The sequence below is a fragment of the Diaminobutyricibacter sp. McL0608 genome, assembly GCF_039613825.1.
In the GTDB taxonomy this organism is placed as follows: domain Bacteria; phylum Actinomycetota; class Actinomycetes; order Actinomycetales; family Microbacteriaceae; genus Diaminobutyricibacter.
On the sequence record NZ_CP154826.1, the window covers coordinates 4,039,606 to 4,060,802 of the forward strand.

Consider the following 21,197-nt stretch of genomic DNA (forward strand, 5'->3'; position numbering starts at 1 on the left):
TATAGGAAGTAATAAGGAGAGTCAATTGAAACGTGCGCTTGTCACCGGTACCACCGGACAAGACGGAAGCTACCTTGTCGAGCTGCTGCTCGCCAAGGGATATGAGGTGCACGGACTCAAACGTCGTTCGTCCTCTTTCAACACGGGAAGGATCGAGGAGGCCGTCCGCTCGGAGGGACATCGTCCCGACCGATTCTCGATGCACTACGCCGACCTCGCAGACGCAGCCTCCGTCACCAACCTCGTGCGCGACATCGAACCCGATGAGGTCTACCACCTCGGCGCTCAAAGTCACGTCGCCGTCTCTTTCGAAATCCCCGAATACACCGCCGATATCACCGGACTCGGCACCATCCGACTCCTGGAAGCCATTCGCGCTTCCGGAGTGCCGAGCCGCTTCTACCAGGCTTCCTCGTCCGAGATGTTCGGCTCTACGCCGCCACCCCAGAACGAGGCCACGCCATTCCATCCCCGCAGTCCGTATGGCTGTGCAAAGGTCTTCGGTTACTGGTCGACAGTGAACTATCGCGAGGCATATGACATCCATGCCTCGAATGGCATCCTCTTCAACCACGAAAGCGGTCGCCGAGGTGAGACGTTCGTCACTCGGAAGATCACGCGTGCGGTCGCCCGGATCGCCGCGGGCCTTCAGAGCGAGCTTCGCCTGGGAAACCTCGATGCCGTCCGCGACTGGGGCTACGCTCCCGAATACGTTGAGGCGATGTGGTTGATGCTGCAGCAGGACGAGCCGGATGACTACGTCATTGCGACTGGCGAAGCCCACACGGTCCGCGAATTCGCGGAGGTCGCGTTCGCACAGGTCGGCCTCAACTGGCAGGACTACGTCGTAGAGGACCCCCGCTACATGCGCCCGAGCGAGGTCGATGCGCTCATCGGTGACGCAACAAAGGCGAAAGAAAAGCTGGGCTGGGAACCAAAGGTGCATTTTGCTGAGTTGGTGAAGCGGATGATAGAGGACGACACCACTCTTCTCGAGCACGAGCTGGCAGGGCGGCTGGTCAGAGTCGAGCTATGAGCGGTGAGCAGTTCGGCACTGGATCCGATGGATTAGCTGCCTCGGTCGTGGTGGATCTGACTTCCGTCTCGGCGACATCGGGAGGCGGCGTCGGCCGTGTTGCAACAGGAGTGGTCGACGGATTGGCCTCGATCGGAGTATCCACTCGATGCCTGGTTGCGCCGGGGACTGCGGCCGCCTGGCGTGACCTGCTGCCGGGTGCCGATCTGAGTGAGGTCGCGGTGAAGATGGCCGCGACAAGTGGGTGGCAGAATTCACTCCGGTCGAAGATGCCCGCATCACTCAAGACGAGCAGGCTTGTCGGTGCCGTGCGACGGGTTCGAAGTGGGGCTGTCAAAACGGCAGCAGGAACTGACGTTGTCTGGTATCCGTTCCATCGGAGCCTGGCGACGGCCGTGGCCAGCGTCGTGACGGTTCATGATCTCAGAGTGTTCGAGAGGGATTTCGCTTCGGTCATGGATCAGCGCATCATCGAAGAGAACGTGAGAAATGCCCGCGCGCTCGTCTGTAGTTGGCCACACCCGTTCGACTCTCTGATCGAGCGGTTTCCGGAGGCCGAGAAGAAGTCCTTCCAGATTCCGCTACCGGTGCTCAATCCCGGTCGTCCGCGCGCCACTCGCCGGACCGAAGCGCAGCCTGTGACTCTTATCTACCCAGGGTATGTAACTGAGCACAAAGACCACGAAACGCTGATCCGTGCTTTGGCATTGCTCCCCGATGTCCGCCTGATCTGCACCGGGGCGGAAACCCCGTACGCCAGGACTGTCCGCGATCTGGCTGATGACCTCGGGGTAGCCGATCGGATCGAATGGCGCGGATACGTAGACGAGACAGAACTCGAGAATGCGTACGAGGAGGCAGATGTCCTCGTGATGCCGTCGCTCTGGGAGGCTGCAAGCGGCCCGGTTCTCGAGGCGGTCGTTCGCCAATTGCCCTTCGTCGCCAGTGACATCCCTCCACTTCGGGCACAGGTTGCGCAACTCGGTCTGCATGCGGACGACTGGCTGTTCCCGCCCCGCGATTCAACGGCGCTCGCCGGTGCCATCGAGCGAGCTGTTTCTTCGCATCAGAGTCGCGTTGACGAATTGAAGGCCCCCGCCCAGCAGGTCGGATCCAGGACGTGGGAGACCACCGCGTCGGACTACGAGCGCGTGTTCAATTGGGCGAATGGAACCGGCGAGCTTCCGGCCGACCTCCAAGGAAAGACGCGATGATCCCCATCTCCGAGCCAAGTCTCACGGATCGAGAGCGACAGTATCTGCTCGAAGCCTTCGACAGTGGGTGGATCTCGTCGCGCGGCGAATTCGTCGAACGGGCCGAGGCTCTCCTCCGAAATGCAACGTCCGCTCGTTACGCAGCTGTCGTGAGTAATGGCACCGTCGCACTACACCTCGCCCTGCTCGCCGCCGGCGTCGAAGCAGGCGACGAGGTTGTGATGCCCAGCTTGAGTTATGTGGCCACAATGAATGCTGCGCTCTACATCGGTGCGCGACCCGTCCTGGTCGACGTCGACCCGGACACGTGGTGCGTAGACCCTCACGCTGTCGCAGCAGCCATCACAGACCGAACCAGGGCCGTGATTGCTGTCGATCTCTATGGCAATCCAGCAGACTATGCCGCGCTGCGGAACGTCACTGCCAGTCGAGGTATCGTCCTCATCGCAGACGCAGCTGAATCAATCGGCGGAGCGATGAACGGCGTTCCGACCGGCGCGCTTGCCGATATCTCGATCTTCTCGTTCTTCGGGAACAAGATCGTGACCTCGGGCGAAGGCGGCGCGGTCACCACAGACGACCCGGAAATCGACGCGCGGATCCGACAGCTCCGCAACCAGGGCAACTCTGTTGAGCGACGCTACTTCCACGACGTTCTGGGCTTCAACTACCGAATGACGAATCTGGCTGCCGCAATTCTCTGTGCGCAGCTGGAGAGGCTAGAGGAACTCACGACGCATCGACGCGAAGTACTCGATTGGTATGAGTCGCGGCTGAAAGGCGTAGCTGGCGTTCGCCTGCAGTCAGTCGCGGCCGATGTCGTTCGGTCGCCGTGGCTGATGACGGTCTGTGTGGACGACTGGTCGGGGGCGCAGCGGGACCAGGCGATCTCGCTCTTGGCCGAAGAAGGAGTCGAGACCCGGCCGTCTTTCGTCCCCATGCAGGACATGCCATATGTGAAGACCCCCGAGAGGATCAGTACGCCCATCAGCGCGAAGATCGGTCGTGAGGGCATCAGTCTTCCTACATTCCCTGGTCTGACGAAGGAGCAGGTCGATCACATCTGTGAACGGCTCCTTGCCGCCGTGCGGGGCCTCGATTGAGCCCGCATCCATGTGGTAGGCCCCACTCGTGACGCAACTCGGACGCCAGGTGCGGGCCCTCATGGGTCGTGCGTCTGGGCGCACGCGCTTGTTCTATGCGGTCATCGCGAACGGACTCGTGAGCATCACGAGTCTTCTTCTCGCTGTGGCGATCGCTCGAGTCTCCGACCCTTGGGCCTTCGGCCAGTTCTCGATTGCGATGGCGGTCTACCTGTTCGCAATGGGACTGGTTCGTGCCGCTATCACGGAAACGACCCTTGCGGTGGAACCCACAGCCGAGGTGAACGTCCGCGGCTTCCGCCGGGCCGCACTGGTCTCGCTCGTGTTCGGCGCGGCCATGCTCGGCACCGGGCTTCTCGCCCACAACGACTACCTGATCATCCTCGGCCTGGCTTTCAACGGCCTCATCTGCCTCGACTACCTCAGAACCGTCGAGGCCGCCCTCTATCGCGCCAGGACGTCATTGGTTCAGGGGGGACTCTGGTCGATCGCGACTGCGGTCATCAGCGTTGTATCGTTCGTGATGCCCATAGCGCCGCTGACCACCTTCGTCGTATGGGCCGTGAGCGGATCGCTCATCGGATACGTGTCGGCCGTGGTCGCGCGCTACTCGCTCTTGCCGTCGTGGGGAAGACATGAAACGGAGACGCGCGCAGCTGTTCTCTTCTCGCTCGACTATGTCGCCGGGTCGGGAGGCTCCGCGCTCAGCACCGCGCTACTGGGAGTCACGAGTTCGGCGCGAACGGTGGGTGCGCTTCGCGGTGCGGGAACGATCATCGGCCCGATCAGTCTGCTTTCGACCACCATTCGATCGCTGATCATTCCCTACCTGACCCGCGCCAGAAAGTCCGGGGCTCGAGTCGAATTTGCTCGCGCAGCGGCAGTGGCTCTCGTCGTCGGCGCAGTGCTCGCGATACCTGCCGTGCTTCTATGCTTCTTGCCGTATGCTGCAGGGCACGCCTTGCTCGGCCAGACCTGGCCCGCGGCATCGCCGCTACTGCCCGCGCTTGCGATCGAGTCCGTCCTTGCCCTGATCGGGAACATTGCGTCGGCGGGTCATCGTTCCCGCCTCGCAGGAGTTCGTTCGCTTGTGCTCCGACTCTCTGTCGGGATACCCAGACCATTCATCGTGATTGCCGCCGCAGGAGTATGGGGTGCAGCTGGAGCGGCCTGGGCGATGGCCGCGTTGTCAGCGCTGAATTGCGTTATCTGGTGGTTGAGCTACTGGCAGCTGACCCAGCAGCCCCAGGATGCGATCGATCGCGCTGCTTGAAGATGAGCAGGACGACCAGGATCGGCACGAACGAGATGAGTGCCTGAAGGTATCCGATCACGACATCGGGAAATGTGGATGCCCATCCCATCAACGATGAGGCGGCTAAGACCGCCATACACAGAGCGATTGGTCCCGCCCTGATTGCTCGGCTGACAATGTACGAGAACAAGAGGGCCGCCGCGAAGTAGTAGAAGATCAATCCTGCGGGACCATAGAAGAAGTAGATGGTGCCAATGGACAGGAAGTTGTAGGACGACGTGCTTGATCCGCCGAGGACGCGGTTGATCAGTCCGGCTGACGAGATGTTGGGTCGGTTGGGGTCCAATACGCGTGGGACGAGCCCGTAGCGCAGCACCTGAAGCGGGCCCGGTTGATTGACACTCACCGGGACCTTGAACTGGGCAACCGCCGTGAGCTGGTCGTCGAACCGCAGACGATCAAACGCAGTCACCGATTGGTCGACAGACGAACCCAACTCCACTCGGACCGAGTTCCTCAGTGAAAAGAATGTCGGCCACGCCAGCAGAACAACGATCAGGGCGACCACCAACACGCGAAGCCTGACGAGCCCCAGGACCAGAGCCATGAGCATTACCGACGTGACAACCTGAAGGAGTGGTGCGGTCACCGACGTCTGCAGTGCAGCCCAACCCTCGATCAGGATGATTGCTGAAATCCCAAGCCACAGCGTGCGCTTACTGCATGCTTTTCGCATGTAGCACGCGAAGATGAGCCCTACGCCGAACAGGTTCCACGAGGAGAACAATGAGGCGGCGCTGGCGATCGGAGACTGCTGCGACCCTGTCAGCTGTGCGAGTAGCGATCCGCCCCCGGCCAGAACGAATGCGATGCGAGTAGCTGCGGCGATCATAGTGACGCCTATCGTGATCGCACGAAGGGCCTTTGTTGTCGGGCCAGCAGTCCTTGTGAGATCGATGCGGGCGCGGACAGGCGCCGTCAGACCTTCCGCTACCAGGCATCCGAGGAGCGCTAGACCGAGGAGCCCCAGAATGAAAGGCAGCTGGCGATTTCCCTGAATCAACGCAATGGGGAGAATCAGCCCAAGGTACGGGGCGAGGAGGAACGTCGTCGCAGGAAACAGCTGCAGTATGCGTCCGCGCCAGCGAGGGGCAGGCGTGGTCGAAGTATCAGAAGGCGCAGTGGGGACACTGCCCTTCGCTGCGGCTATCCCATATTTCGAGATGGCTAACGCGCGTGAACCTGTGGTGAAAGTCATCGCGCGGGCACCCCCTTGACAGTTGAATGGGGCTCGACGTCCCCTACTACACATGCCGCCGCCCCGACTGTGCTCCATTCGCCGACCCGTCGGCGTTCGAGGATCACGGCACCAGCGCCTACGAAGCTACCTGCCCCTAACGTGACGTGGCCGGAGATAACCGCTCCAGGGTTGACTGAGACAAAGTCTCCCAGTTGTGCGTCGTGACCGATCGTCGCGTTCGGGTTGATGTGTGTGTGTCGTCCTGTCCGGACGTTGGTCGACAGCTGTGCGCCCGCGCACACGATCGTTCCCGGTGCAAGGTCGGTGTCAGTTCCCAGACCCGCGGAAGGATGCACAATTGCCGGATGGATTCGAAGTCCTGCGTCGGCGTACCGACGATCGATGCTTCTGCGAAGGTCTGGGTCTCCTACCGCAATGAGGTACGGTACCCCCGTTTCACCCTTCCGAAGCCACTCGTCATCCGTTCCCAAGTACGGAACGCGGCGCTTCTCAAGAAGTGCCAGGGAAGCATCGTCTGGGGCGCGGTCGACTACCCCGATGACTGTGATCGCCGATGCCGGGTTCACAAGATTGTGCGCACGGATGACATCGAGTGTCTCGCGCGCGAAACCTCCTGCGCCGACAATCACTACGTCGCCAGCCTGGGCCGGCTCAGTTGTGCTGGAAAGATTCATCCTCGAATCCCGATCCGTTCGTGGTGTCGGGTCGCCGTCGAAACAATGAACGAGACCGTTCGCCAAGAAGTATCGTCGATTCGGTATTCCGCAGGAGCTTCGGCCGCTGCGGCAAGCTCTCGTCGCGTAAGCACAAGCCGTACGCTCTCAGTGATATCCGACGGCCGAACCCCAGCTGTCACTATCGACCCAGTATCCAATGCTTCGGGTCGCTCGATGGAATCGCGCAACGTGACAGCCGGGAACCCGAGGATGCTCGACTCTTCGCTGATCGTTCCGCTGTCTGACAGCACGAGTTTCGCCGACTGCTGGAGCTTGACGTAGTCGTTGAAGCCGAATGGCGGGTGGAACCGCAGCTTCGATTTCAGCTCGTCGGGCTGAGCTTCGAGGCGCTTGCGGGTACGCGGGTGCGTCGACACGAGGACGGGCAGACCGTACTCGTCAGCGAGCTGCCCGAGTGCGTCGAGGACCGAACCGAGGCGTTCCGGGTTGTCCACGTTCTCCTCGCGGTGCAGGCTCACGAGGAAGAATTCGCCCTCGGTGAGCCCCTGCCGCGCGACGACGTCGCTCGCTGCGATGGCCGTGGCGTTGGCCTCCAAGACCTCCCGCATGGGCGAACCGGTGAGCAGGATGCGCGAGGGGTGGATGCCCTCAGCGAGAAGGTTCCGACGCGCGTGCTCCGTGTAGACGAGGTTGTAGTCGGCCACGTGGTCGACCATGCGGCGATTGACCTCCTCCGGCACGTTCTCATCGAAGCAGCGGTTGCCGGCCTCCATGTGGTAGACGGGAATCTTCATCCGCCGCGCCATCAGAGCCGAAATGCAGCTGTTGGTGTCTCCGAGCACGAGCATCGCGTCCGGGCGCTCCTCGGCGAGGACAGCCTCGACCTTGGTGAGCACCGAACCGAGCACGGCACCGAGGGAGCTGGTGTCCGCGTTGAGAAAATGGTCGGGACGCCGAAGCCCGAGATCTTCGAAGAAGACCTCATTGAGTTCGTAGTCGTAGTTCTGACCCGTGTGGACGAGCACATGATCGGTGAAGCGGTCCAGAAGCTTGATCGTCGCAGCCAGGCGAATGATCTCCGGTCGTGTACCGACGACGGTGAGCACCTTTAAACGGTTGTTGGTCATACTGGCTCCGCAATCGTGTCTGGGCGCTCGGAGTCGAACAATTCGTTCGACCAGAAAGATGTGTAAAGGTCGGTTTCACCGACGTTCGTGATGTTGTGTGCCCACATCGTCGGCATGTCGATGCTGGCGGGGGACGTGCCATCCAGCCGGAACTCGAAGACCTCTGTCGAGAATAACTTGCGAAGCTTGATGGTCGCCTCGCCCGAGATCACAGTGAACCGCTCGACCTTACGGCGGTGATAGTGATCGCCACGCGTGACCCCGCTCACGGTTGTCGAGAACGAACTTTGACCCGCTCCGCCGTGTGACCGGACGATCTCGAAGAACGACCCACGGTTGTCCGCGTGCCGCCGCAAGCGAATAGGCGTCCCGTTCGGGAACGCGGCTGCTCGGTACGTGTTGAAGAGATCGCGGTCGAACGGATGCGCGATATCCGGGATTTCGCCGCCGCGCGAGTAGACGCTCGAGATTTCGCGGAGCCTGGTGAGAAGGCCTGTGACCGTCTCGCGTGCGTCCAGCGCTGCGAGCGCATCGTCATCGACGGAGCCGAGCAGCGCATCCGCGGCGTTCTGCGCGTGGAGGAGGGTCAACTCTCGATCCTGGTCGATCTCGGGGTTGCCGCCGCTTGCGAGCAGGTGACTGAAGGTCGCCACAACGGAGTTGTAGAAAGGGCGACCGTGCTCGCCGAAGAGATTCGGCAAGTGCAGGTCCACGAACTCGGCGCCCGCACGTCCAGCGGCACCACGGAGGATGTCGGCTGCTTCCTGCTTCGCTGCTCCATACGTCGTTCCGTTGCCCGCCTGGGTCGAGTTCGCGAAAACGACAACAGATGGAGCGGGTGTGGCGCGGTCAAGTGCGCTCGCCAGCTGTTGCGCGAACCTGATGTTCCCTTCAAGGACCTCGGGATCCGAGGCGCGGTTTACTCCCGCGATGTGGATAAGTCGGTCGGTTCCGGAGATCGCATCGGTCGCCGCGGCCAGGTCAAAATCGTCGCCGACGGCGATGGGCGCGAACGAAATTCCCTGAGCATGGGCGGCGCCCCGGGTATGCCACCCGAGGAATCCGTTCGCACCGGTCAGGGAAATGCGGGTCACGCTGCGCCCGATCGTTCCGGGGTGATGCCGGCCGCCGTGAGCTCTTCGCGCACCTCGGGCAGGCCGAGCAACATGTCCTCGACCTCGCCGATCGAGAGTCGCACGGTGGTGTGCGAGTCGTAGTCGCTGAATTCGGCCTGCATGGTGTCTCCCTCTTCGACGTAGACGCTGTAGTTGAGGTCGCGTTTGTCGGCGGAGATACGGAAGTACTCGCCCATGTCTGTCGCGCGAGCCAGCTCCTCGCGACTCGCGAGGACTTCTGACACCTTCTCTGCGTGACGGGTGCCGATCACATTGACGTCCGACTTCACCCCGAAGAGGTTGGACACGGCCTGGGCGAGATCGCCGATCGTGCACGACGGCGCTTTGCGGATGAAGAGGTCTCCCTGCTCGGCGTTCAGAAAGGCGAATTCAACGAGATCGACGGAATCCTCCAACGACATCATGAAGCGCGTCATTGCCGGGTTGGTGATAGTCAAGGGACCACCCGCCCGGAGCTGCCGGATGAACAGGGGAATGACCGAACCACGAGAGTACATGACATTGCCGTAGCGGACACACGAGACGATCGTGTCTGCGTTGGGGTTGTTGAGGCCGTGGGACTGGGCGACCTTCTCCATCATCGCTTTCGTCATCCCCATGGCATTTACCGGGTACACGGCCTTGTCCGTGCTGAGGCACACGAGCGATTTCACTCCTGACGCTTCGGCCGCGCGAACGACGTTCTCGCTGCCGACGACGTTCGTCTTGACGGCCTCCATCGGGAAGAACTCGCACGAGGGCACCTGCTTCAGGGCTGCCGCGTGGAAGACGTAGTCGACATCCTTCGATGCCCGCGCGACGCTTTCGTAGTCGCGAACGTCGCCGACATAGAAGCGAGCGCGCGAGTCGCCCAGCTCGTGACGCATCAGGTCTTGCTTCGCTTCATCCCTGCTGAGGATGCGCACCTCGGACACATCGCGCTTCAGGAGCTTGCGCGCAACGGTATGACCGAACGAGCCGGTACCTCCGGTGATCAGGATGCGCTTGCCTTCGTAGTGCGATGTCATGCTGAGGCTTTCTTGTCGTGGCTCTGTCGTGCCTTGTCGAGTATTCGTTCGATCTCGGAGACGCCGGTCTCCTTCGACATCGTGCTGTAGTAGAAATTGTTCGCACGCTGCGCCATCGACGCATGTTCAGCCGAGGAGAGTGCGTAGGCGTTGCGGAACGCCGACTCGAGCGAGGCAGCGTTCTCAGGTTCCGCCGTGAATCCGAGCTGGTTATCGCGCACGATGCCTTCGACATCGCCCCGGACTGCGGTGATGACCGGGACGCCGAACGCAAGGCTTGCCTGGAACTTTGACGGGACGGTGCCTTCGAAGATCGGAAGGTCGCGCAGGGGAACGAGCTGATAGTCGGACTCGGAATAGAGTTCTCCGAGCCGGTCGGTTCCGACAGGATCTTCGAACCGAATGTTGGTCGCCCCGAGCTGCTCGGTGAGCTCACGCAAGCGCGGAAGGGCCACTCCCGAGCCCCGGAATACCAAGCGGAACCCGGTGAGGTCGTTCACTGCGTGGGCTGCCCGCACGACTGTCTCAAGGTCCTGGAGCTCTCCGATGTTCCCCGCGTACATGACAGTGCACGCATCCGAGCGTTTCGGCGTTGTCGCGTGGACGGGCGTCGAGGGCTCGTTTCCCCAGTTGAAGACGGTGTGGCTATGCGACGGCGGTAGGCCGCGATCGATCAGCGTCTTCGCCATGGTGGGCGCAATCGCGATCGTTGCCGCGGAGGAACGGTAGAGGTAACGCAGCCAGGGTGTGAGCACTGTGCTGATGAGCGAATTCGCGGTGCCCTGCTTGACGAGATTCGAGCCTGTGATCGACTCGGGCCACACGTCCTGCACGTGCAGTACGAAGGGTGTGCGACGCGTCCAACGCCAGATGGAGGGCGCGATTGCGGCGGTCATTGGCGTTGCGTAGACGTACACGACGTCTGCTCCGCGCACATGCCGGCCGCCCATGAGTGCGCTCAGCCCGAAACTGAGGTAGTTGAGAACCCGCCCGATGACATTGGTCGAATGGCTGAGGAAGAGCGGGACCCGGCGCACTGTCGCTTTGCCGTCATTCTCGACGTGCGAGAGTCTTTGCCGATATCCGGGGAACAACCGTCCGGCCGGGTAATTAGGAAAGCCAGTGAGGACGCGCACGGAGTGGCCGCGCGCGCTCAGGCCAGCGGCGAGCTCGGCTGGGATGGGCACAGCCTCCGGCTTGTAGTACTGGGAGACGATTGCGATCTTCACCGGGCCGGCACTCCCATTACGGTTACACCGGTCGCAACATCTCGCGTCACGCACGCCGCGGCACCGACGGTTGCGCCCTCCCCGACGGTCAGCCCCTGCAGGACGACGGCGCCGGCTCCGATCAGGGTCTGGCTCTCCACCCGCACATCGCCGGAGATCACGGCGGCCGGGTTGACCGAGACGAATGCGGCGATGGATGTGTCATGGCCGACCGTCACGGACGGATTGAGGTTCGCATGTTCGCCGATCGTGACGTTGGTCGACACTTCGACGCCCGAGCAGATCACAACGCCATGTCCGATCGTGGACTGGGAGCCGATCGTGGCACCAGGGTGGACGAGAGTTTCCGCGACCCGTCCGGCCGAATCGAGTCGTTCGGCGATCTGCATCCGCGCCGACGGGCTGCCGATCCCGATGACATACGAGGAATCGGTATCGCTCGCAAGCCACTCCGCGATCGTGCCGATCCAGGGCACCCCGCGCGCCGCGAGTCGTGACAGATTCAATTCGGAAGGCGCATCGTCGACCACCCCGACGACGGCGAACGGCGAAGGCGAGCGTGCCTCGTTGATCGCTTCGATGACGTCCAGAGTCTCGCGCCCGAACCCACCCGCACCGATGACGACGATCGGCCGCGTCACGCGCGGTCACCCCTGTCGGAGCCGATGAACTCGTGCGTCGTCGCATGGCCTTCGGCCGAGATCCCTTCGCGACGCACGACTGACGACAGAGTGCGCCAGATGATGGACGCATCAAGCCTGAGGCCGCGGGTGTCCACGTACTCGACGTCGAGCCGCAGCTTGTCGTCCCAGTCGATGTCGTTGCGGCCGCTGACCTGCGCGAGCCCGGTGATTCCGGGACGGACCTCATGGCGACGCGCCTGCTCCGGCGTATACCGCGTGAGGTATGCGATGAGAAGCGGTCGCGGGCCGACCATGCTCATGTCGCCTCTGACGACGTTCACCAGCGTCGGAAGTTCATCCAGACTGGTAGCGCGGAGTGCGCGACCGAATCGCGTGAGCCGTTCCGCATCCGTCACCAGACCGCTCGTGACGTCGACATCTTTCATCGACCGGAACTTGATCAGGGTGAAAGAGCGCCCGTGAAGCCCGGGCCGCACCTGGCGAAACAACACGGGACGCCCGAGCTTCGCTGCGACAGCGACGCCGACGGCGAGCTGGATGGGCGAGGTGAGGACGAGCAGAACGGATGCGCTCACCAGGTCGAGCATCCGCTTGGCCAGGTCGTACGGCTTCGAAGCCATCACCGGCGCTCCTCGACGAACCGTGCCGCGCAGTCGATCGTCCGATCGACATCCGCATCGCTCAGCGCCGATCCACTCGGCAGCGTCACACCCGTCTCGAACAGCCGCTGCGCGTTCCCGTTCAGCATCGACTGCGCACCGGCGAACACCGGCTGCAGGTGCATCGGCTTCCAGAGCGGTCGGCTCTCGATGTTTGCGGCGCCCAGGGCCGCGCTGAGATCCGCAGCCGTCCATCCGGTCACCGCAGGGTCGACCACGACCGAGGTCAGCCAGCAGTTGTCGTCACGGTCGTCCGCGCCCCCGAAGATCTCGACCCCGTCGACCGACGCCAACAGCGAACGGTAGCGATCGCGGATCGCACGACGCCGTGCCATCATGCCGTCGAGCCGCGTCAATTGCGCCCGCCCGACCGCGGCCAGGAGGTTCGAGAGCCGGTAGTTGTAACCGATCTCGGTGTGCTCGTAGTGCACGGCCGGCTGACGCGCCTGGGTCGCGAGGTACCGCACTCGCGCGACCAGCTCTGCATCGTCGGTCAGCAGCATCCCGCCGCCGGACGTCGTCATGATCTTGTTGCCGTTGAACGAGATCGCGGACGCTGCGCCGAAAGCGCCCGCCTGTTTTCCGGCGTGGGATGCGCCGAGCGCCTCCGCAGCATCGGCCAGCACCGGGACTCCGAAAGCTTCCGCGATCGGCAGGATACGCGTGTAGTCGGCCGCCTTGCCGAGCAGGTCGACCGGCACGATCGCCGAGACCGTCTCGCCGGCCGCGCGGAGCTCGCCCAGGGCGTGCTCCAGCAGAGCCGGGTCCAGGTTGCCGGACTCCAGCTCGGAGTCGACGAAGTAGGGGCGCGCGCCCGTGTAGGTGATGGCGTTGGCCGTCGCCGCGAATGTCATCGTCGACGTGATCACCACGTCGCCGGGCTTGACGCCGAGGCAGAGCAGGCCGAGGTGCAGGGCCGCGGTGCCCGACGACAGGGCGGCGGCGTGGGCGACGCCGACCCGGTCGGCGACTTCGCGCTCGAAAGCGTCGACATCGGGGCCGAGGGGTGCGATCCAACCGGAGCGGAAGGCGTTGAGAAGGTAGGTTTCCTCGAGTTCGCCGACATCCGGCGACGACATGAGGATGCGATCGTTCACCGGCGCTGCTCCTGCGACTCGAGCGAACCCAGGCTGAGGGCGACGGTGTCGGATGAACTGGCACGAACGCGACGGATCCACAGGTCCCGATCGAGGTCGTCGACCAGGAGCGGATCGATGCGCGTGTGCGAGATCTTCGGATGCTTCGGCCGCGCGTCGGACTCGGTCGCCCCGATCAGATCCTCGTGCAGCTTCTCGCCCTGGCGCAGGCCGGTGAACCGGATCTCGATGTCTTTGCCGCTGAAGGCGATCATCCGCTTGGCGATGTCGAGGATGCGCACCGGTTCGCCCATGTCGAGGATGAGCACCTCGCCGGGCTCGCCGATTCCGCCGGCCTGTACGACGAGCTGGCACGCTTCGGGGATTGTCATGAAGTAACGGGTCACATCCGGGTGTGTGACGGTCACGGGCCCACCGGCGTCGATCAGGGACTGGAAGGTGGGGAGCATCGATCCGCGGCTGCCGATCACGTTGCCGAACCTCACTGAGAGGTACCGCCCGGGCGAATTCACGGCAGTCCCGGCGGTCAGCTTCTCAGCCATCCGCTTCGAATGCCCGAGAACGCTGGTGGGGTTCGCGGCCTTGTCGGTCGAGATGTTCACGAAAGTGGATACGTTCACATCGCTCGCCGCATCCAGCACATTCAATGTGCCGAGCACGTTCGTCTTCCACGCTTCATCCGGATACTGCTCCAGCATCGGCAGGTGCTTCAGCGCGGCGGCGTGGAACACGACCTCAGGGCGCCGACGCCGGAAGATCTCACGCAGCGCCTGGGAATCGCGGATGTCCGCCAGAACGACATCGCTCGTGTCGAGCAGGCCATGGCCGGAGATGGCGATCTGGGCGTTCTGCAGGCCCGTCTCGTCACGGTCGAGCATGATGAGTTCGGCCGGGCTGTACTTCGAGATCTGGCGGCACAGTTCCGAGCCGATCGAGCCGCCCGCGCCGGTGACCAGCACGCGCCTGCCGGTGAGGTAGCTGGCGATCGCTGCGACATCCGTATCGACCGGCTGACGACCGATGAGGTCCTCGATGGCGATGTCGCGCACATCCGACAGCTTCGACTGTCCGTCGAGCACGTCCTCGAGGGTGGGCAGCACTTTCACCTGAACGGCGACCGTGTCCGCGATTGCGGTGATCTCGCGGAGAAGAGCAGCATCCACTCGCGAGATCGCGACGATGACGACCTTCGCGCCCGTGCGCTGCGCGACCTCGGGGAGATCCGCGAGGTGGCCCATCACGTGGATGCCGCGGATCTGGCGCTTGGCGTTGTCCGGATTGTCGTCAAGGAGCGCGACAGGGCGGAAAGGCGAGTGCCGGTCGGTGAGCATCCGCTGCACCAGCTGGCTGCCCATGTAGCCGGCTCCGAAGACCAGGGTCGGCTCGGCGCTGTCACCGGGCTTCATCCGGTGCTCGACGTAGAGGCGCTTCAGATAGCGGGCGCCGCCCATCAGCACGAAGGCGAGGGGAAGGGCGATGAAGACGATGCTGCGTGGAAGCCACAGCGCGTTGCCGATGATGGCGATGGGAAGGCCCATCGCGAGGGCGACGAGGCAGACTGAGAACAGCAGGGCCCGAATCTCTTCGAAACTCCCGTAGGTGAAACGGCCCCGGTAGAGCGAGAGCGCCAGTCCGATCAGGAGCTGACAGGCGATCGCTCCGGCGGCGACGAGCCCCAGCGTCACGTAGGCGATGAATTCGACATCGAAGTCGTACCGCAGCAGGGCTGCACAGTAGATGGCAAGGAGCCAGGAAACTCCGTCGATGACGAACTGGGTGCCGAAACGGCGGAACAGTGTCTCGCCCCGCCTCCGCGTCTCCGCGCGCACCCGCGCGCTGAACAGCCTGCCCATCACCGCCATGTCACACCACCATCGGTCGACTTGACTACGGAGTCACCCGACCACATCCACAAGGTACTCCCGCCGTTCGCGACGGCGACGCTGCCCGCGGGCGGTTTGGCGGATGTGGCGCAGCCTCCGCCCGCCAACGCACTGCCGCCGTCGAAGCTGTCCGTCGCCGTTCCCGCGCATCCCTGCCGGTCGGTGACGGCAATGAGGTAGCCGTTGACGGCCGTGCTGATCGCGACAGAGCCCGGCACGGGAACGGCCGGTCCCCAGGCCGCGCCGCCGTTGCCCGTGGCGTGGACAGCATGATTCGCACAAAGCACCGCGGCGTTCGCAGCGTCGCGCACGGCGACGCCGATCACTGTGGCACACGGAGCCTGGACGTCACCGGTCGGGGTGTGGACGACGCTGCGCTTCGCCGCGTCGACATACCAGGAGCCGGCGAGCTGGTCGGGGTAGGTCGCCCAGTTGTCTCCGGCGACATAGGTGCGGATGAACTCCGGGGTGCAGCCCTGCGAGGCGAGCGTGATAGCGCTGGCCTGACTGGCCGACTGCACGGAGATGCCGAGAATGGATGACGCGCCTGTCGGGCCCGCAGCATCCGTCGGTTTCCAGTTGGCGCCGCCATCCGTCGTGATCTGAGGCGACGCCGGGGTCGCCGGGCACGGACCGGTGGAGGCGCGCCACGCCGTCGAGCCGTCGAGAGCGGCCAGCACGCGGGTCGGGGCCACGGCGTCGGCGGCGGGAGTGCTCGTGGGTTTCGGGGTCGCCGATGGGGCAGGGGTCGCAGACGGAGTCGGGCTGACTGCCGGCGAACTCGTCACCGCAGGCAGCGGATCGTGTGGGGGAGTGCGCACTGCGACGACCGCCCAGACGATGAGGATCAGGTCGAAGACCACGAACGCGATGACACCTGCGATCGCCAGGTTGCGTCGACTGAGCCTCACCTCCGGTGTGGTGGCCTTCTTGATCTGCGCTGCCACGTCGCCTACTGGAATCCGTCGGCTGAGCGCAGCACGCTCTGGACGATCGATTGGACGGCGGGCACGAGCTGTCGCACGGATTCCGCGTAGACGGCGTCGTCCCGGCGGAAGGGGTCGACGACATCCTCGTCGGCGGGGTCGTCGGGACGTTCGGCGACGCCCCGATTGGCTGCCGCGATCTCGACGAGCGTGCCGATACGGGCGTAGACGCCGAGCTGGGCGGCGATTTCTGCGCGGTCATCGACGTTCAGGGTGTCGAGGAGTCGCGCGAATTCGCGGAGCGTGAACGTGAAATGGGACGCGCGGGGAAGCAGCTCGACGACCGCGCGCCGGTGTTCGCGGCTGAGGGCGAGCACGAGGTCGGTGTCCCGCAGCTGCTCGATCGTCAGCTGGCGCGCGACATGGCGATCGGGATACCCGCCGTACTGGCGCGAGTATGCGGCGGCGCGGTCATCCATGGGGTCGCCCGCGAGGGCGCCCGTTCCTGCGCTCGACACCGCGATGTCGAGGCCGTCGAGGCCGGTCCGCAACAACTGTTCGGCTAGGGGTGAACGACAGATGTTCCCCGTGCAGACCGTCAGGATGCGAAACGCGCTCACACCTGTGCCGCCCGGCGGATTCGCTTTTCGACGGCTTCCTCATCGGGGAACTCGTTCGTGACTCCGTAGCCGTAGACGCCGTACCCGTAGGAGTCCGGCCCCTTGACGGGAAGCATCGTGACGACGATGCCCACGAGGCGGCTTCCGATGTGGTCGAGCGCCCGCACGGCGGCGGCGAGTTCGTTCTTCTTGGTCATGCCCGACGCTGCCGCGAGGATCGCACCACCAGTGAGCTTGCTGACGAGAGCGGCGTCCGTGACGAGGAGAAGAGGAGGTGCGTCGACCAGCACATAGTCGAACTCGGAGGTGAGTGCGTTGAGCAGCTTCGACATGGAGTTCGAGCCGAGCAGCTCGCTCGGATTCGGCGGGATGCGCCCGGCCGGAAGAACGTAGAGCTCGGTGCGGCCCCACTTCTGCAGCACATCGCCGAGCTGTGCGCGGCCGATGAGGACATCGGTCAGGCCGACAGCCCCTTCGATGCCCATGTTGTCGGCCACCTTCGGCAGACGCAGATCGCCGTCCACGAGCGCAACGCGGGCGCCGGTCTCGGCCAGGCTGATGGCGAGGTTCGCCGCCGTGGTGCTCTTGCCCTCACCCGGTACCGAGCTGGTGATGACGTAGCTTCGCGGCCCGTTGCCGATGTTGACGAACTGCAGGTTCGTGCGCAGGCTGCGGAACGATTCGGCGCGCGGGTTGCGGGGGTCGGCGTGCACGATCAGCGGACGCTTCTTGGCAGAAGGATCGAAGCTGATGGCGCCGAGGATCGGCCGGTCGGTGACCTGCTCGATGTCATGGGAGCTGTGGATGCGCGTGTCCAGGATGCTGCGCAGCAGCGCCGCGCCGATCCCGACCGCGAGACCGATCAGGAGACCCAGGATGACATTCAGGAGCACGTTCGGGCTGGACGGCTTGGCCGGGGCGACCGCAGGCTGGATCGTCTGCACGTTGACGAGGCTCGTTCCGCCCGCAGGCTTCTCCAGCTTGTTCGTGACGATGTACGAGGTGTTCTCGCCGATGGAGTTGGCGATCGCGGCGGCGCGTGCGGGATCCTCGTCCGTGACGGTGATGTCGATCAGCACGGTGTTGAGCGGCGAATCCGCCGACACCTTCGTTGCGAGCTGGCTGGCGCTCACGTCGAGCTTCAGGTCGTCGATGACCCGGTCGAGAACACTCGCGCTGCTCACGACGCTGACATAGCTCGTGACGGCCTGGCGGGCAAAGCTCGTGCCCTGTACGAGATCGGTGGTCGCGCCGGTGTCGCCGGCGCGCACTGAGACGTAGAGTTCGGTGGTGGCCTGGTACTTCGGGGTCACGACCAGCGAATAGCCCGCTGCGACGGCGACGCCGAGGAGAGCGCAGACGGCGATGAGGATCCAGTTCTTATGCAGGATCCTCAGGTAGTCACGCAGCTCCAACGTTGCCTCCCGACAAGCAAACCAATGATGATCGGCGACCGACTGCCACCGTGCGTTCTATCCTTCGCACAGAGGTCTAGGCCGCGCGAGCACCTGTCGGCATCCTAGCTTCGACGAACGTACTCCCAGCGAAACGCGCTTAATGATCGCATATTCGGCTGGGTAGTCTGACCGTTCCGTCTCGCGTTTGCGGGTATTGTGGCGAGTTTTGCAGGGTAGGTCGATGCCTTGTTCACCCGAACGGGGGGTCGGCTTCACCCGAATTGGGGGTCGGCTGCTGCTCGAGTCGACGCAGCGAACCCCGCGCCTCGGATGCGCGACATCACAGTCAGGGCACGATCGCGAGAAAGATGAACGCCGCGAACAGCACGAGGTGCACACCGCCCTGAAGTCGGGTCGCGCGCCCGGGCACGATCGTGAGCACGCTGACGATCACCGTGAGTACGAACAGCACGATCTGGCTTCCGCCGAGACCGAGCAGCAGCGGCCCGGTCAGCCAGATCGAGGCGAGCGCGATGGCCGGGATCGTGAGGCCGATGCTCGCCATCGACGAGCCGAGCGCCAGGTTCAGGCTGGTCTGCATCCGGTTCCGGGAGGCCGCCTTGGCGGCGGCGATCCCTTCCGGCAGCAACACCAGCAGGGCGATTACGACGCCGACGAACGACTTCGGGAACCCGATCGCCGCGACCCCGGCCTCGATCGACGGCGACTCGAGTTTCGCAAGCCCGACGACGGCGATCAGGGCGACCACCAGAAGGACGAGACTCGCGATCGTCTTGCGGCTGCTGGGTGCGTCGGCGTGCGAGTCGTCGTCGTCGACCGGTGTGCCGTTCGCTTTCACCGGCAGGAAGAAGTCCCGGTGCGCCACCGTCTGCGTGAATACGAACATCGCGTAAAGGGCGACGGATGCGATGGCCGCGAACAGGAGTTGGGCCGGCGAGAACTGCGGGCCGGGCGCCGCGGTGAAGGTCGGCAGCACCAGCGTCAGGGTGGCGAGCGCGGTGACGGTCGCGAGCATGGCGCCGGTGCCCTCGGCGTTGAAGCTGGTCGTGGTGCGACGGGATGCTCCGAGCAGCAGCGAGAGCCCGACGATTCCGTTCATGGTGATCATCACGGCGGAGAAGACGGTGTCGCGCGCGAGAGTCGGCGTGTCCTTGCCGCTGGTCATCAGGGTGACGATCAGCGCGACCTCGATGACGGTCACGGCGACCGCGAGCACCAGCGACCCGAAGGGCTCACCGACCTTGTGTGCGACGACTTCGGCATGCTGCACGGCCGCCAGCACAGTGCTCGCGAGGACGATGGCGACAAGCGCGACGAGCACCGGCCCGAGTGGCACCGCCCACACTGCGATGAGGAGCACTATGCCGATGATTGGGACCACCACAGGCCAGAAGCGGACGGACCAGCTCGCGACGGTTCTCATACCATCCATAGTGGCCGAACAGAGAACGCAAAGTGGGTCGGGATGAACGAATCCACCCCGACCCACTGCCCCCCGGCCCTCGGCCCCCCGACCGAAAACCTGTATCCAACGTTACGGTCGGGCGTCCTCCCGTCGCATCGGGGCTGCCACGGAGATCTGCACCGTGACTGCCCCCACCCCCGGGCGCTCGCTGCCTCGCGCGGATGCTGACCGAGTGCGGCAGTTCCGGTCGAGCGTGCCTCGCGCGCCGTACGCGCTCGACCCAACGGACGCCCTCGGTGGCGGTGAGCTACGAGGGGTGCCGCACGCCGCAGCCCGGTGCTAGCGTCGGGCGATGACTGCTTTTCGTGTCATCGTCATCGGCGGCGGAATCGCCGGCGCCGGCACAGCTTTCGCGCTCGCCCGCCGAGGGGCGGAGGTCACTGTCGTCGATGCGGCGGCCGACGGTCAGGCGACAGCGGCCAGCGCCGGGATCATCGCCCCGTGGGCTTCGGCAGCGGACGGCCCGTTCTACGACCTTTATGCCCAGGGCGCGGCGCACTATCCGGTGGTTCTCGAGCGGCTCGCCGACGCAGGCGTCACCCGCACCGACTACCGCCGGTCGGGCGCGCTCTTCGTGAATGCGGACCCCGGCGCTCTTGATGCGGCGGAACGGACGGTGCGCGGGCGCGCATCCGAGCATCCGGATGTCGTGGGCGCCATCGACCGCATCGACGCATCCGAGGTGCGCGCCCTGTTCCCGCCTGCCGCGCCGGAGCTTTCCGGATTGTTCGTCTCCGGCGGAGCTCGCGTCGACGGCCGCACCATGCGCGACGCGCTCCTCATGGGTGCCGGGCACCACGGCGCGACAGTGCTCCGCGCCCGGGTCGAGTTGGAACGCGACAGCGGCCGCGCTGTCGCACGGGTCGACGGCGAGCGTCTCGAATCGGATGCGGTGGTCGTCGCCGCGGGCGCCTGGACTGTCGAGCTCCTCCGTCCCGTCGGCCTCGCGCTGGCACTCGAACCGCAGCGCGGGCAGATCGCCCACCTGCGGGTTGCGGGCGCGAGGACAGAACAATGGCCGTCCGTGCATCCGCTCTCGCACCACTACATCGTCGCGTTCGACGACGCGCGCGTGGCGGTCGGCGCTACCCGCGAGACGGGCAGCGGGTTCGACACCAGGGTGACGGCGGGCGGCCTTCGGCACGTGCTCGCCGATGCCCTCTCGATCGCGCCCGGGCTCGCCGATGCGACGGTCATCGAGACGCGCGTCGGATTGCGGCCACTGTCCCTGGACGGGCTGCCGTACCTCGGGGCGGCGGGCGACGTGCCCGGCCTTTTCGTCGCAACCGGGTTCGGCGCAGCCGGGCTCACCATGGGACCGTTCGTCGGAGAGGCGCTCGCCGCGGCGATCCTCGGCGACGCCCCCCTCGCAGACCTGACCCCCTTCGCGCCCGGCCGCGCCCCTGCCACAGCATCCGCTCGTGAATAGCTATGCAATAG

General features: G+C 64.6%; 19 protein-coding genes. 5 read left to right on the forward strand and 14 right to left on the reverse strand.

All coding sequences use genetic code 11. The features are described from left to right. Nucleotides 1–25 precede the first annotated feature (25 nt). Genes gmd through AAYO93_RS19420 form a run of 4 tightly spaced genes read left to right on the forward strand, consistent with a single transcriptional unit; the run spans nucleotide 26 to nucleotide 4,626 of the window. On the forward strand, nucleotides 26–1,036 hold the full coding sequence (gene gmd, locus AAYO93_RS19405; protein ID WP_345762832.1) for a GDP-mannose 4,6-dehydratase: 1,011 nt from the start codon (nucleotides 26–28) through the stop codon (nucleotides 1,034–1,036). Continuing rightward, on the forward strand, nucleotides 1,033–2,250 hold the full coding sequence (locus AAYO93_RS19410) for a glycosyltransferase (protein ID WP_345762833.1): 1,218 nt from the start codon (nucleotides 1,033–1,035) through the stop codon (nucleotides 2,248–2,250). Before gmd ends, AAYO93_RS19410 begins: the two co-directional genes overlap by 4 nt. Next, entirely contained in the window at nucleotides 2,247–3,353 is a 1,107-nt protein-coding gene (locus AAYO93_RS19415; RefSeq protein WP_345762834.1) for a DegT/DnrJ/EryC1/StrS family aminotransferase, read from the forward strand. Before AAYO93_RS19410 ends, AAYO93_RS19415 begins: the two co-directional genes overlap by 4 nt. Nucleotides 3,354–3,381: 28 nt before the next feature. After that, nucleotides 3,382–4,626, forward strand: a complete 1,245-nt coding sequence (locus AAYO93_RS19420) for a hypothetical protein (protein ID WP_345762835.1) — start codon at nucleotides 3,382–3,384, stop codon at nucleotides 4,624–4,626. Here AAYO93_RS19420 and AAYO93_RS19425 read toward each other — a convergent pair. The 14 genes from AAYO93_RS19425 to AAYO93_RS19490 form a co-directional block, all read right to left on the reverse strand. Then, on the reverse strand, nucleotides 4,559–5,866 hold the full coding sequence (locus AAYO93_RS19425; RefSeq protein WP_345762836.1) for a hypothetical protein: 1,308 nt from the start codon (nucleotides 5,864–5,866) through the stop codon (nucleotides 4,559–4,561). The genes AAYO93_RS19420 and AAYO93_RS19425 overlap by 68 nt on opposite strands. Next, nucleotides 5,863–6,543 (reverse strand): acetyltransferase, encoded by a 681-nt coding sequence (locus AAYO93_RS19430; RefSeq protein ID WP_345762837.1) that lies wholly within the window; start codon nucleotides 6,541–6,543, stop codon nucleotides 5,863–5,865. Before AAYO93_RS19430 ends, AAYO93_RS19425 begins: the two co-directional genes overlap by 4 nt. Further along, on the reverse strand, nucleotides 6,540–7,673 hold the full coding sequence (wecB, locus tag AAYO93_RS19435) for a non-hydrolyzing UDP-N-acetylglucosamine 2-epimerase (protein WP_345762838.1): 1,134 nt from the start codon (nucleotides 7,671–7,673) through the stop codon (nucleotides 6,540–6,542). The genes AAYO93_RS19430 and wecB overlap by 4 nt, the downstream gene beginning before the upstream one ends. Then, nucleotides 7,670–8,767 carry a polysaccharide biosynthesis C-terminal domain-containing protein gene (locus AAYO93_RS19440; RefSeq protein ID WP_345762839.1) on the reverse strand — a complete coding sequence of 366 codons (1,098 nt, stop codon included), beginning with the start codon at nucleotides 8,765–8,767 and terminating at the stop codon, nucleotides 7,670–7,672. Before AAYO93_RS19440 ends, wecB begins: the two co-directional genes overlap by 4 nt. Beyond that, nucleotides 8,764–9,816, reverse strand: coding sequence for an SDR family NAD(P)-dependent oxidoreductase (locus tag AAYO93_RS19445; protein ID WP_345762840.1), 1,053 nt, complete (start codon nucleotides 9,814–9,816; stop codon nucleotides 8,764–8,766). The genes AAYO93_RS19440 and AAYO93_RS19445 overlap by 4 nt, the downstream gene beginning before the upstream one ends. Continuing rightward, a complete protein-coding gene (locus AAYO93_RS19450) occupies nucleotides 9,813–11,045 on the reverse strand; it encodes a glycosyltransferase family 4 protein (RefSeq protein ID WP_345762841.1) in 1,233 nt (410 codons plus the stop codon). The genes AAYO93_RS19445 and AAYO93_RS19450 overlap by 4 nt, the downstream gene beginning before the upstream one ends. After that, nucleotides 11,042–11,686: an acetyltransferase gene (locus tag AAYO93_RS19455; RefSeq protein WP_345762842.1), complete on the reverse strand. Its 645-nt coding sequence runs from the start codon at nucleotides 11,684–11,686 to the stop codon at nucleotides 11,042–11,044. The genes AAYO93_RS19450 and AAYO93_RS19455 overlap by 4 nt, the downstream gene beginning before the upstream one ends. Continuing rightward, on the reverse strand, nucleotides 11,683–12,309 hold the full coding sequence (locus AAYO93_RS19460) for a sugar transferase (protein WP_345762843.1): 627 nt from the start codon (nucleotides 12,307–12,309) through the stop codon (nucleotides 11,683–11,685). The genes AAYO93_RS19455 and AAYO93_RS19460 overlap by 4 nt, the downstream gene beginning before the upstream one ends. Beyond that, nucleotides 12,309–13,445: a DegT/DnrJ/EryC1/StrS family aminotransferase gene (locus tag AAYO93_RS19465; protein ID WP_345762844.1), complete on the reverse strand. Its 1,137-nt coding sequence runs from the start codon at nucleotides 13,443–13,445 to the stop codon at nucleotides 12,309–12,311. The genes AAYO93_RS19460 and AAYO93_RS19465 overlap by 1 nt, the downstream gene beginning before the upstream one ends. Next, nucleotides 13,442–15,307 (reverse strand): polysaccharide biosynthesis protein, encoded by a 1,866-nt coding sequence (locus AAYO93_RS19470; RefSeq protein ID WP_345762845.1) that lies wholly within the window; start codon nucleotides 15,305–15,307, stop codon nucleotides 13,442–13,444. Before AAYO93_RS19470 ends, AAYO93_RS19465 begins: the two co-directional genes overlap by 4 nt. Continuing rightward, nucleotides 15,298–16,275, reverse strand: a complete 978-nt coding sequence (locus tag AAYO93_RS19475) for a hypothetical protein (RefSeq protein ID WP_345762846.1) — start codon at nucleotides 16,273–16,275, stop codon at nucleotides 15,298–15,300. The genes AAYO93_RS19470 and AAYO93_RS19475 overlap by 10 nt, the downstream gene beginning before the upstream one ends. 5 nt (nucleotides 16,276–16,280) lie before the next feature. After that, entirely contained in the window at nucleotides 16,281–16,808 is a 528-nt protein-coding gene (locus AAYO93_RS19480) for a low molecular weight phosphatase family protein (RefSeq protein ID WP_345762847.1), read from the reverse strand. 62 nt (nucleotides 16,809–16,870) lie between these two features. Next, nucleotides 16,871–18,289 carry a polysaccharide biosynthesis tyrosine autokinase gene (locus tag AAYO93_RS19485; protein ID WP_345762848.1) on the reverse strand — a complete coding sequence of 473 codons (1,419 nt, stop codon included), beginning with the start codon at nucleotides 18,287–18,289 and terminating at the stop codon, nucleotides 16,871–16,873. Between the two features lie 328 nt (nucleotides 18,290–18,617). After that, nucleotides 18,618–19,715, reverse strand: coding sequence for a calcium:proton antiporter (locus tag AAYO93_RS19490; protein ID WP_345762849.1), 1,098 nt, complete (start codon nucleotides 19,713–19,715; stop codon nucleotides 18,618–18,620). Between the two features lie 334 nt (nucleotides 19,716–20,049). Here AAYO93_RS19490 and AAYO93_RS19495 point away from each other — a divergent pair, with 334 nt between their 5' ends. Next, a complete protein-coding gene (locus tag AAYO93_RS19495) occupies nucleotides 20,050–21,186 on the forward strand; it encodes an NAD(P)/FAD-dependent oxidoreductase (RefSeq protein ID WP_345762850.1) in 1,137 nt (378 codons plus the stop codon). Nucleotides 21,187–21,197: the final 11 nt, after the last annotated feature.

Excerpts from the sequence above, each read along its gene's own strand:
- AAYO93_RS19460 (WP_345762843.1), bottom strand. The coding sequence starts at position 12,309 with ATGGCTTCGAAGCCGTACGACCTGGCCAAGCGGATGCTCGACCTGGTG.
- AAYO93_RS19445 (WP_345762840.1), bottom strand. The coding sequence starts at position 9,816 with ATGACATCGCACTACGAAGGCAAGCGCATCCTGATCACCGGAGGTACC.
- wecB (WP_345762838.1), bottom strand. The coding sequence starts at position 7,673 with ATGACCAACAACCGTTTAAAGGTGCTCACCGTCGTCGGTACACGACCG.
- AAYO93_RS19415 (WP_345762834.1), top strand. The coding sequence starts at position 2,247 with ATGATCCCCATCTCCGAGCCAAGTCTCACGGATCGAGAGCGACAGTAT.
- AAYO93_RS19430 (WP_345762837.1), bottom strand. The coding sequence starts at position 6,543 with ATGAATCTTTCCAGCACAACTGAGCCGGCCCAGGCTGGCGACGTAGTG.
- AAYO93_RS19425 (WP_345762836.1), bottom strand. The coding sequence starts at position 5,866 with ATGACTTTCACCACAGGTTCACGCGCGTTAGCCATCTCGAAATATGGG.
- AAYO93_RS19495 (WP_345762850.1), top strand. The coding sequence starts at position 20,050 with ATGACTGCTTTTCGTGTCATCGTCATCGGCGGCGGAATCGCCGGCGCC.
- AAYO93_RS19470 (WP_345762845.1), bottom strand. The coding sequence starts at position 15,307 with ATGGCGGTGATGGGCAGGCTGTTCAGCGCGCGGGTGCGCGCGGAGACG.
- AAYO93_RS19490 (WP_345762849.1), bottom strand. The coding sequence starts at position 19,715 with ATGAGAACCGTCGCGAGCTGGTCCGTCCGCTTCTGGCCTGTGGTGGTC.
- AAYO93_RS19410 (WP_345762833.1), top strand. The coding sequence starts at position 1,033 with ATGAGCGGTGAGCAGTTCGGCACTGGATCCGATGGATTAGCTGCCTCG.